Annotated in this window: 10 protein-coding genes and 2 tRNA genes; 7 read left to right on the top strand and 5 right to left on the bottom strand. The window is 67.8% G+C overall.

Annotated features, from left to right (window positions below; translation table 11 throughout):
* Positions 1-666: 666 nt before the first annotated feature.
* A complete protein-coding gene (locus tag G6031_RS04930; protein ID WP_182652625.1) occupies positions 667-1020 on the bottom strand; it encodes a hypothetical protein in 354 nt (117 codons plus the stop codon).
* Between the two features lie 245 nt (positions 1021-1265).
* Positions 1266-2555 carry an MFS transporter gene (locus tag G6031_RS04925; protein ID WP_182652626.1) on the bottom strand — a complete coding sequence of 430 codons (1290 nt, stop codon included), beginning with the start codon at positions 2553-2555 and terminating at the stop codon, positions 1266-1268.
* Positions 2556-2921: 366 nt separating this feature from the next.
* On the opposite strand from G6031_RS04925, the gene cmrA reads away from it, so the two are divergent.
* From cmrA to G6031_RS04910, 3 genes are all read left to right on the top strand, one after another.
* Positions 2922-3740 (top strand): mycolate reductase, encoded by an 819-nt coding sequence (gene cmrA, locus G6031_RS04920; RefSeq protein ID WP_182615308.1) that lies wholly within the window; start codon positions 2922-2924, stop codon positions 3738-3740.
* A 45-nt stretch (positions 3741-3785) separates the two neighbouring features.
* Positions 3786-4454 carry an oligoribonuclease gene (gene orn / locus G6031_RS04915; RefSeq protein WP_182615299.1) on the top strand — a complete coding sequence of 223 codons (669 nt, stop codon included), beginning with the start codon at positions 3786-3788 and terminating at the stop codon, positions 4452-4454.
* Positions 4455-4562: 108 nt separating this feature from the next.
* A tRNA-His gene (locus tag G6031_RS04910) sits at positions 4563-4635 on the top strand.
* Positions 4636-4709: 74 nt separating this feature from the next.
* Here G6031_RS04910 and G6031_RS04905 read toward each other — a convergent pair.
* Entirely contained in the window at positions 4710-5699 is a 990-nt protein-coding gene (locus G6031_RS04905; protein WP_179524871.1) for a DUF2804 domain-containing protein, read from the bottom strand.
* Positions 5700-5823: 124 nt separating this feature from the next.
* Here G6031_RS04905 and G6031_RS04900 point away from each other — a divergent pair, with 124 nt between their 5' ends.
* On the top strand, positions 5824-7059 hold the full coding sequence (locus G6031_RS04900; RefSeq protein WP_179524870.1) for a cation:proton antiporter: 1236 nt from the start codon (positions 5824-5826) through the stop codon (positions 7057-7059).
* A gap of 54 nt (positions 7060-7113) precedes the next feature.
* Here G6031_RS04900 and G6031_RS04895 read toward each other — a convergent pair whose 3' ends face one another.
* On the bottom strand, positions 7114-8346 hold the full coding sequence (locus tag G6031_RS04895) for an Ig-like domain-containing protein (RefSeq protein WP_338404168.1): 1233 nt from the start codon (positions 8344-8346) through the stop codon (positions 7114-7116).
* 201 nt (positions 8347-8547) lie between these two features.
* Between G6031_RS04895 and G6031_RS04890 the strand changes: the two genes are divergently transcribed.
* Positions 8548-8620 (top strand) — tRNA-Lys (locus G6031_RS04890).
* 157 nt (positions 8621-8777) lie between these two features.
* On the opposite strand, the gene G6031_RS04885 is transcribed toward G6031_RS04890, so the two are convergent.
* A complete protein-coding gene (locus G6031_RS04885) occupies positions 8778-9053 on the bottom strand; it encodes a DUF3618 domain-containing protein (protein WP_182636898.1) in 276 nt (91 codons plus the stop codon).
* 149 nt (positions 9054-9202) lie between these two features.
* Between G6031_RS04885 and G6031_RS04880 the strand changes: the two genes are divergently transcribed.
* Positions 9203-9703: a redoxin domain-containing protein gene (locus G6031_RS04880; RefSeq protein ID WP_182652624.1), complete on the top strand. Its 501-nt coding sequence runs from the start codon at positions 9203-9205 to the stop codon at positions 9701-9703.
* 8 nt (positions 9704-9711) lie between these two features.
* Positions 9712-10422 carry a TetR/AcrR family transcriptional regulator gene (locus tag G6031_RS04875; protein WP_179524866.1) on the top strand — a complete coding sequence of 237 codons (711 nt, stop codon included), beginning with the start codon at positions 9712-9714 and terminating at the stop codon, positions 10420-10422.
* Positions 10423-10660: the final 238 nt, after the last annotated feature.

Raw genomic sequence — 10660 nt, 5'->3', positions numbered from 1 at the left:
CGGACTCCAGGCACGGATCAACGCACTCTAAAACCGGAAGAGCCACATTAGCCAATCGAACTTACTCGTGAAACACCTGGTCCCCTCTTTGCGTCCCCTAGCGACCCATAGCGAATTCGAGAGCATGACTAGCCTTCGCGATAGCGAGAAAGTGTGGGCACATCGGCTAGCGCTGACAAGGCTTGAATTATCGTCGCAATTTGCGACGATGCCCGGACCGACATCCAATAGTCCACAACCGCCATTAGACGGGCGCACCATTCAGCCACGCCACATTTCATTAGTTTGGGAAGTTCTAGGGATAGCTAATCCCGTCCCGTCGGCTTCAATTGCCGCCTCGCTAAAAAAGCTCGTTCAAATCAGAAACGACGTAGCGCACCGCAATCTCGCCATTCGGGATGTATTCTCTCAGGCCGGCAGAACCGCAGCAGAAGTGGCCGATTACCTTGACGACATTAATTCGCTAATTGTTCACATTGCTCACGAATGGGACGAATACCTGGCCCATGGTTCGTACCTGTGCAGTAGTCCATAGTCTTCTTCGTCCAAGTCGAGACTGCACGGGCGCCGGCCTTGATTCGAAAGCGGATCGGCATGGAGGGGACCACATTAGATTCCGAACTGTCAGACGTCGCGAATATCGAAGACGAGCGAGTCGGAAGAAATTCAGGCGACACCGTATTCTCTAGAACGCGCCAACTCCTTCTGGGTGCTCGTGTTGTCCAACTTTTGTGTGCGAACACTTAGTTTCTTAGACTGCCTCGATGAGAAGATCTTGCGTAAAGGTGTAGGCGCCCAGATCACATCAGCAAGTAGGTGCGAGTGGTCGCGAACAATATTGGCGAATTCGCCATTGATGCTGCCGCCGCCCCAGTCCTCATCTGGGTTCTCACGCCAAGAGTCTTGACTTAGCCAGGCCGCAGCCTGAGCCAAGACCAAATACTCCCTCACTACAGAAGCCGGTACACGGGCCAACAACGCCGCGGTCATTAGACCTCGAGCTGCTTCCTGAAAACTCACACTAGCTTCTCGAGTTGGTGACCAACGAGCCGTCTCGACTCGACCTAGTGCGGTGAGAGCGTCAGCCCGACTAGACCGACGGTCTTTTCCAGAAGTCATCCATTGCCCTAGGACGGACCCCAGTCCTAGGGCGCCAATTAGACTCGCGATCGCGGCAATATCAAGCACCTCGCCACTCTACGGATGCCGTCGCGACTCTTGTCTGAGGTACACAATCGCCCTCCAGTCAGACGGGGAGTCGTGGCTTAGTACGAGACGGCCCAGCTGCCCGAGGCCTCGGCGCGGGTCGGGGTCTTGACGGGCAGCAGCAGGAGCAGGCCCACGAGCAGGACCAGGGCGATCCCGGCGATTCCCGCGCGGTCGGTGCCGAACCCCCACGTGAACAGGCCGAACAGCGCCGGGGCGAGGAACGAGACCGCACGCCCGGTGGTGGCGTAGAGCCCGAACATCTGGCCGTCGCTGCCCGGCGGCGCCAGGCGGGCCAGGAACGAGCGCGACGCCGACTGGGCCGGGCCCACGAACAGGCACATGAGCAGGCCGAAGAGCCAGAACATGGCGGTGCCGTCGACGAACAGCAGGACGGTCATCGTGCCGAGCATCGCCGCGAGAGAGCCGATGATCACCGCCTTGGGCCCCACGAGGTCGTCCACGACTCCCGCGACCGCCGCCCCCAGGGCCGCCACCACGTTGGCCGCCACCCCGAAGATCAGCACATCCCCCGGCGCGAGCCCGTACACGGTGACCGCCAGGATCGCCCCGAAGGTGAACACCCCCGCCAGCCCGTCGCGGAAGATCGCGCTGGCCACGAGGAACTTCACGGTCCGCGGGTCCCGGCGCCACAGGGCCCTGAGGTCCCGCCAGAGGATGCGGTACGACTCGACGAAGCCCACCTCGTCGTCGTCGCCCTTCGTCCCTCGGGGCCGGTTCTCCGGCACCGACCGCAGCACCGGCAGCGCGAACACCGCGAACCACACCGCCGCGACCAGGCACACCAGCCGCACGTTGAGGCCACCGTCGGTGGGGATGCCCAGCAGTCCCCGCTCGTCGCCGTCCCCGGAGATGAAGCCCAGGAACGCGGCGAGCAGCAGGAAGATCCCGCCGAAGTAGCCCATCGCCCACCCGAACCCGGAGACCCGCCCCACGGTGGCCGGGGTGGAGACCTGCCGCAGCATCGCGAAGTAGGACACCTCGGCGAACTCGAACGTGATGGACCCCAGCGCGAGCAGCAGCAGCCCGACGAAGAACCACGGGTAGGGCGCGTCGGAGTCGACGAGGAACATCAGCGCGGTCAGCGCGACCGTGAGGTAGGTCCAGATGGCCAATGACCGCCGGCGACGGCCGCCCCGGTCCGCGCGCTGGCCCATCACCGGGGCGGTCAGCGCGATCACCAGGCCGGCCAGCGCGATCGAGATCGACAGCCAGGTGGCGGCCGAGAACGGACCGTCGAGGTCCGCCCCCACCGAGTCGGTGAGGTAGACGGAGAAGACGAAGGTGACGATCACCGCGTTGAACGCCGCCGACCCCCAGTCCCACATCGCCCACGAGAAGACCTGGCCGCGGGTGGCGGGGCGGAGATCGGGTGACAACGACGACGACGAGGCGGCGGTCTCTGGAGGGGGCGGTGTCCCGGTGCTGCTCACGCCCTAGAACCTAGTGCCCAGCGGTTCGTCTGAGGCCTCGAAAGGGCCGGTGGCGGTCCCATTTCCGCTGGTATGGTCGGTGCACATTCGGTGAATACGATGTAGCTGTGGCGTGGTCGGCGTGGTTGGCCCTGACCGGCGCGTTGCCCGCTGTCGCGGTTCCCGCCGCACTGCGAGCGCTCGTCGTGACCGACTCCCCCGTTCACCACCCTCGCCGGTACGCTCACCCTCGGCCCTGACCACCTGACCCGAGGACGCATGATGCCGCTTCCCCTGCCCACCGCGACGAATCGTGCTGTCGTCACCGGCGCCTCCTCCGGGATCGGCATGGCGCTGGCCGCCGAGTTGGCCCGCCGCGGCCACTCCCTGATCGTGGTGGCGCGGCGCGGCGAGGTGCTGCAGGAACTCAAGGAGCGGTTGGAGAGCCAGTTCCGGGTGACGGTCGAGGTGCGGGCCTGCGACCTGTCCGATCCGGCCGAGCGGGCACCGCTGCTGGAGGAGCTGGCGGGCCGCGAGATCTCGATCCTGTGCAACAACGCCGGCATCGCCTCATTCGGGCCGGTCGCCGCGCTCGACCCCCACTACGAGAAGAGCCAGGTGCAGGTCAACGCCGTGGCCTGCCACGACCTCGTGCTGGCGGTCCTGCCCGGGATGGTCGAGCGTGGGTCGGGCGCGATCCTCAACGTGGGTTCGGCGGCAGGCAACATGCCCATCCCCAACAACGCCACCTACGCCGCCACCAAGGCGTTCCTCAACACCTTCTCCGAGTCGCTGCGCGGGGAGCTCAGGGGCTCCGGGGTCAACGTCACGCTGCTCGCGCCCGGCCCGGTGCGCACCGAGGAGATCGCCGAGGAGGACAAGACCTTCGTCGACCGCCTGGTCCCCGATCGCTTCTGGGTGGACACCACGTACACCGCCCGGATCTCGCTGGACGCGCTCGCCCGGAACAAGATGCGCGTGGTCCCGGGACCCCTGGGCCAGGCGATGTCGGTGGCGGGCAACTACACCCCGCGCGGGGTCATGGCCCCGATCGTGGGACGATTCTACGCCAAACTCGGCGAGGGACAGGCGGAGGGCTGATCCTCCGGGTCCGTTCGGGCGGTCGCTCGGCGATATAGTCGAGCGATGCCAGAGTCGAACCCCGGTCCCACCCCTGTCGCGTCGTCGAGCCCGACGCCCCACAAGGAGTCCAAGAACGACCGGATCGTGTGGATCGACTGCGAGATGACCGGCCTCGACACCGCGAACGACGCACTGGTGGAGATCGCGGCCCTGGTCACCGACTCCGAACTCAACGTCCTGGGCGACGGCGTGGACATCGTCATCCACGCCTCGGACGCCAAGCTGGCCGCGATGCTCCCGGTGGTGCGGGACATGCACTCCTCGTCGGGCCTGACCGAGGAGATCCGCGCCTCCGCAGTGACGGTGGCGGAGGCCGAGAAAGAGGTCCTCGACTACATCCGCGCCTGGGTCCCGGTCAGCGGGACCGCTCCCCTGGCCGGCAACTCGATCGGCACCGACCGCGGGTTCCTCGCCCGGGACATGCCCGAGCTCAACTCCTACCTGCACTACCGGATGATCGACGTGAGCTCGATCAAGGAGCTGTGCCGCCGCTGGTATCCGCGCATCTACTTCGGCCAGCCCGAGAAGGGCATGTCCCACCGCGCCCTGGCGGACATCAAGGAGTCGATCCGCGAACTGAAGTACTACCGCGCCACGGCGTTCGTCCCGCAACCGGGTCCGACCACCGACGAGGTGCGCGCCGCGGCCGGCGCCCTGCCCCCCGTGGATTGAGCGTCCGGCCTCCCGTGCGCGGGCCCGGACGGCGTCGACACCTGCCGATTTCCTGACCGGGACCCAGACCGGGTAGCATCGTCAACGCTGTTCGCGAGAGCGGCGATGGTGGCTGTAGTTCAGTTGGTAGAGCACCAGGTTGTGATCCTGGCTGTCGCGGGTTCGAGTCCCGTCAGCCACCCCGAGCACAGGGCCCGGACCTCACGGTCCGGGCCCTGTCCCGTTGGGTCGTCCACCGCACACCACCCCCGCGCCCTACCAACGGTTACGCGACTCCTCCGCCCACCCGGTCAGGCCGTCCAGGCGCACGGTGGTGCCGTCGTCGAGGATCCCGGTCCCGTGCCAGGTGCCGAAGGCCTGGTGGGTGCGTACGGCCAGGATCCCGAATTCGGTGATGTCCCGGCGGAGGTGGAACGGGGTGAGCGTGACGTCCAGTCGCTCGCCGTGGACCCGCCAGGTGGCCGCCGGATCCGCCAGGTCATAGGTCCAGTGCAGATCCTCGCCGATCTTGTGCAGTCTGCCGTCCACGAGGATCCCGTTCTCCGTGGACCCGGTCCCGTCCGTCCACCGGCCCCCCACCTGGAGCGCACACGGCACACCGTCGACCACGCCGCTGCCCGCTCCCCAGTTCCATCGGGTGGCGTACCGCCACCGCCCGCGCCCGCGGTCCAGGACCGCCCACCCGGTCCCGAGATCGCGGGCGACCCCGTCGAGGGTCACCGAGCCGGTGACGGGGTTGGCGAGATCCTTGAGGGTGTACTGGAAGCGCCGCTCACTCCACGGCACCACCACTCCGAGACTGTCGTGGCCCGGTCGGGTGATTTCCAGGTCCACAAGGAGGCCGGTCGCGCGTACACGGATCGCGGTGGCGGCCTCGTCGTCGTCGATCTCTATTCCCACCCGACCCGAACCCAGGCCGGCCGACGCGTGCACGGTCCCCACCCCCGCCTCATCGCTGAAGGCGGGCCGGACGAGCGGGCTGACCCCACTGCGGGTGGTCTCCACCCCGGTACGGCGGTCCAGGACGTAGACCGCGCAGGTGGACAGGTAGTCGAGTCCGGCCACGGTCAGTCCCACCACGAACCGGTCGGTGACGATGCCCCAGTACTCCCAGCGCTTCGTGCGCCCCCACCCGGCAATGGCGGTGCGGTGCAGCGGGGTGCGGGTCCACCCGACGGCAGCCGGGTCGAGTCGGCGACCGCGGGCCAGATCGGTGGGCCGGGTGATCTCACGCTCGTCGGTCATGCGCCCACTTTTCCATTCGCACCCCCTCGGCGTTCGCGCGGTCCACCGCAGGACGCGGGGGACCGATGGCGCGACCGCCGGGGGTTGCCTATGGTGCGGTGGACCCGACTGACCTGGAGGGCCCGTGTCCACACTCGATCTGTTGCTCGCGACCGTCGGCGCGCTCGGCGTCGTGATCGTCGCCGTGTCCGCGCGACTTCACCGATGGCCCGTATCGGAACCGCTCATCGCACTCGGGGTCGGCATAGTCCTGGGCCCCGTGGTCCTCGGGGTTCTCGACGTCCCGGACATCGTCACCGACCCCTCGACGCTCCATCGCGGCGCGGAGATCCTTCTGGGCATCTCCGTGATGGGTGTGGCTCTCCGTTACCCCTTCTCCGCGATCCGCCGTCACTGGCGACGCTTGACGCTCCTCCTGGTGGTGGTGATGCCCGCGATGGCGCTGATCTCCACCGGTCTCGCGATCTGGGCGTTGGGCATCCCCTTCGCGGTGGCGCTGCTCTTCGGCACCGCGATCTGTCCCACGGATCCCGTCCTGTCCTCCGCCGCGGTGACCGGCGACGCCGCCGAGAGGGACCTGCCCGAAGACGACCGGCAACTGCTGTCTCTGGAGTCGGGGGCGAACGACGGATTGGCCCTTCCCCTGGTCGTGGTCGCGCTCGCCATCGCGACCCCCCTCACCGCCGGGCAGGCCGCCGCGGAGATCGGCTGGCAGATCCTCGGCGCCCTGGGGTTGGGCGTCCTCGCCGGAGTGTCGGCGGCCAGAGCTCTGCATTTCTCAGAACGTCACCACGCTGCGGAGAACGGCCCGATCCTGCTGTTCACCCTGCTCCTGGCGCTGCTGGTCCTCGGTGGCTCCGGCCTGCTGGGGGTCAACGGGGTCTTCGCGGCCTTCGTCTCGGGGTTGGCCTTCAACCTGACCAGCGTCGGAGACGAGAGGCAGGTGGAGGTGGAGATCGATGAGGCGGTCAACCAGTTCGCGGTGCTGCCGTTCTTCCTGGTCGTCGGAGCGATGCTGCCGTGGCAGCAGTGGGAGCAGTTGGGGTGGGGGGCGGTGTTTCTCACGGCCGCCGTGCTCGTCCTCCGGCGCCCGCCGGTGCTTCTCGCCCTCATGCGGCCGCTCGGATTGCGTGTCCGCGACGCGGCGTTCCTCGGTTGGTTCGGACCGGTCGGGGTCGCGGCGGTGTTCTATCTGACCGAGGAGGCGTCCAGAGCAGGTCCGGATCCGCTGTTGCTGGGTGTGGGCACCCTGGTCGTGGTGGCCAGCACCCTCGCACACGGCGTCTCCGCGGCTCCCGGCCGCGCACTGTTCAGGGCCGCCGAACGCCGCGACGACCGGGATCCCGATCGATCACGCTGAGCACTGCGCGTCCGCCCCCGCTGAGGGGGGCTCGGGCCTCAGGCCGTGCCCATGTCAGGCCGTGCCCGCGTCTGCGTTACCGGCCTTCCAGGTCTCCCACGGGACGTTCCAGTCGCCCAGACCGTCCCACCCCGGAAGCGTCGGGCCGACCGTGCCGGTGACCTCGAAGATGTCGCCGCGCTTGGCGTTGTCGTAGAACCACTTGGCGTCCGCCGTCGTGACGTTGAGGCACCCGTGGCTCACGTTCTGGCTACCCTGCGCCCAGACGGACCACGGCGCGGCGTGGACGAAGATGCCGCTGTATGACATCCGCGTGGCGTACTGGACCGGGGTCCGGTAGCCCTCCGGCGAGTCGACAGGAACGCCGTAGGTCGAGGAGTCCATGACCATCGAGGCGAGCTTCTCGCCGATCACATACGTGCCGTTGGGGGTCGGGGTGTCGGGCTTGCCCATCGAGGTGGGCATGGTCTTGACCACCTCGCCGTTGCGCTCGATCACGATCTGCTTGGTCGAGTCGTCCACCCTGGATATGACCGCGTCGCCGATCCGGAAGTCGCTGCGCGCGTCCTCCTGGCCGTACATGCCGCCGCCCAGATCCTCGCCGTAGATGTCCACGTGGACGTCGATGGTGGTACCCGGCGCCCAGTACTCGGCCGGACGCCACCGGACCTCCTGGTTGGAGACCCAGTAGAAGGCGCCCTCGACCTCGGGTTCGGTACGGATGTGGATGTTGTCCTGGGCGGCACGGCGATCCGAGATCGGCTCGTCGAACATCACCGCGACCGGCTGACCGATGCCCACCGTCGAGCCCTGACCGGTGGTGAGGTAGGCCGCGGTCATGATGCGCGGGGTGAGGGTGCTGAACGTGACGTTCTTGCGGGTGACCAGGCCGTCCTCGTCGGTCGCGGTGGACTCGAGCGTGTACTGACGGGAGTAACCCAGGTCCTCGGTGGTCCGCCACTCCGTCAGGTCGGGGTTGAACTCGCCCTGGACCTGGACGCCCTCCGGATTCCGCATGACCACGGTGTCGAGGCGACCGTCGCTGGCGGTGAGGACCACGGGCTCGGCGGGGTTGGCGTCGGATGATCCGTCCTCGACCGACAGGTCGATGACCGCGGCCGGCTCGGCCGGCGCCTCGGCGACCTGGGCCTCACCCGCGCCGCCGGCCCCGATCGTGCACCCCGTCAACACGAGCGAACCGGCGACCACGGCGGCCAGAGCGAGACGGGATCTCGACCGGGAACCCGGGTCCCGTCGTCTGGTCCGATCCGTGTGGCGCAAGTTCACTAATGGCCCCTTCCGAGCATCATCTCCCCCCGGACGTCGACAGGGCCGAGGGGAAGTCCTCCTCAGTATGCCTGGGGAAATCATTGCATTCCATATCGAATTGGTTAAGGATGCGCCGTCAGAAACCGGCCACCCCCGCCCCGACCAGGCGATTTCGTGATGCCGCCGGTGTCCTGTTACTGTTTCTCTCGCACCACGCAGGCGCCATTAGCTCAATTGGCAGAGCAGCTGACTCTTAATCAGCGGGTTCGGGGTTCGAGTCCCTGATGGCGCACAGCAGGGAAAGCCCCGGGTCCACGACCCGGGGCTTTGTCGTGTCGGCACCGCGGCCGGGACCCCCGTGATTCAACGAGAAGAGCGTTCCGCACACGTTTCCCGAGTGGGAATGTGCGAAACGCTCTTCTCGATGGGCTGTGGTGCGCGGCGGCCGCTCAGAGAGCCCGACGCGCCTCGAGGTAGGCCTCGATGCGCCGACGTTCCTTGCGCTTGTTGGCCATGGACACCGTGATGCCCCCGATGACCAGCGCCGCGAATCCGCCGAGCACCGCGAGGACCCGGGGATCGGTGAGGGCGGCGACGGCCCTCTCCTTGCCCTCTTCGGCGAGGTTCTTGGGATTGACCCGGTCGACGATCTCGTCCAACGTCGTCGCGAGATCGTCACGCGCCTTGGCGATGTCGCCTTCGATGCTGTCGTAACTCCTGGACACGAGACCTCCGTCGATCGCTCGTCACGCGGTTAGCCGCGGATTCTGGACCCCGCCCACGCTACTGCACCCGTCGGCGATCCGCGCCCGCGCGCCGACGCATCGGATAGGTTGGAGTGATCACACACCCCGACCCGACTTCAGGAGCACCGGTGACCACACCACGGCTCGAGGTGGGCCAGACCGCCCCCGCCTTCACCCTCCCCGACGCCGACGGAACCCCCACGTCGCTGGCGGACCTGCTCGCCGCGCACGGACGCGTGGTGCTGTACGTCTACCCGGCCGCCATGACGCCCGGATGCACCACGGAGACCGTGGACTTCGAGGGGGCCCTCCAGCAGCTGCGGGAGGCGGGGATCGGGGTCGTGGGGGTGTCCCCCGACCCGCCGGCGAAACTCGTGCGTTTCCGCGAGAAGCACGGCATCACCTTCCCCCTGCTGTCCGACCCGGACAAGACCATGCTCACCGAGTGGGGTGCGTTCGGGGAGAAGAAGAACTACGGCAAGACCGTGATGGGCGTGATCCGATCGACGTTCGTCGTGGAGTCCGACGGGACGCTCTCCCTCGCGCGGTACAACGTCCGGGCCAAGGGTCACGTGGCGATGCTCGCGAAGCTCCTCGGTGTGCAACTGCCCGAACCCACGGAGGGCTGACGCCACCCATGCCCACCGACCCGCCCGAGCGAGTGCAGGAACCAGTACGGGATCCCGCTGACGAGGCCGTCCAGGACGAGCCGAACATCCTGGTGCCGCGCCGCCGGCCCATCCAGGAGAGGAGCCGGCGCAAGTTCCAGGCGCTGCTGTCCTCGGCGCGCGACGTGCTGGTCGAGGTGGGGTTCGACTCCTTCACCTGCGAGGAGGTCGCCTCCCGCGCCGGGGTCCCCATCGGGACGCTGTACCAGTTCTTCGCCAACAAGTACGTCCTGGTGTGCGAGCTGGACCGCCAGGACGCCCACGGGGTGATCGAGGAGATCGAGCGTTTCGCGCAGAAGATCCCCGCGCTCGACTGGCCGGAGTTGCTCAACGACTTCCTCGACCACGTGGCGGACCTGTGGCTGAGCGATCCCTCGCGGCGTGCGGTCTGGTTGGCCACGCAGGCCACCCCGGCCACCCGCGCCACCGCCGCGGTCAACGAGCGAGAGCTGGCCAGGATGATCGCCAGCGTCCTCGCCCCGCTCATGCCGTCCACGGAGCACCAACGCCGCGAGTTCATGGCTGACGTACTGGTCCACGTGGCGTACTCGATGCTCAACTTCTCCGTCAGCGCCGGCTCCGCCACGGGCGAGGACATCCACGACGCCACCGTCACCGAACTCAAGCGGATGCTCACCGCCTACCTGTGGCTGGCGGAGAAGGAAGCCCAGGTCGGCTGACGTACGCCGGCGACGGCAGGTCGGCGGCGCTGCCTGACGCCGGCCGGCCGGCGGCGCGGGTGGCGGACTTCTGGTGCGAGAAGTCGGCCCCCGGACGCGACTCCCGTCCGCCAACCGGGGATACCGCGCCGACCGGGTGACCGGACACCCCGCTACCCGGCCACCGGCCCCTCGAGCACCACGAACGCCAGCGCCGCGTCGCCGTCGTGGCTCAGCGAGACGTGCCAGCGGACGCCCT

The organism is Dietzia sp. CQ4, from assembly GCF_014145125.1.
Taxonomy (GTDB): domain Bacteria; phylum Actinomycetota; class Actinomycetes; order Mycobacteriales; family Mycobacteriaceae; genus Dietzia; species Dietzia natronolimnaea.
Note: the sequence above shows the minus strand (reverse complement) of the source record. Positions and strands in the feature narration are given on the sequence as shown.

Coding starts and splice junctions, on each gene's coding strand:
- G6031_RS04875 (WP_179524866.1), top strand. CDS start 9,712: ATGCCCACCGACCCGCCCGAGCGAGTGCAGGAACCAGTACGGGATCCC.
- G6031_RS04925 (WP_182652626.1), bottom strand. CDS start 2,555: ATGTGGGACTGGGGGTCGGCGGCGTTCAACGCGGTGATCGTCACCTTC.
- orn (WP_182615299.1), top strand. CDS start 3,786: ATGCCAGAGTCGAACCCCGGTCCCACCCCTGTCGCGTCGTCGAGCCCG.
- cmrA (WP_182615308.1), top strand. CDS start 2,922: ATGCCGCTTCCCCTGCCCACCGCGACGAATCGTGCTGTCGTCACCGGC.
- G6031_RS04905 (WP_179524871.1), bottom strand. CDS start 5,699: ATGACCGACGAGCGTGAGATCACCCGGCCCACCGATCTGGCCCGCGGT.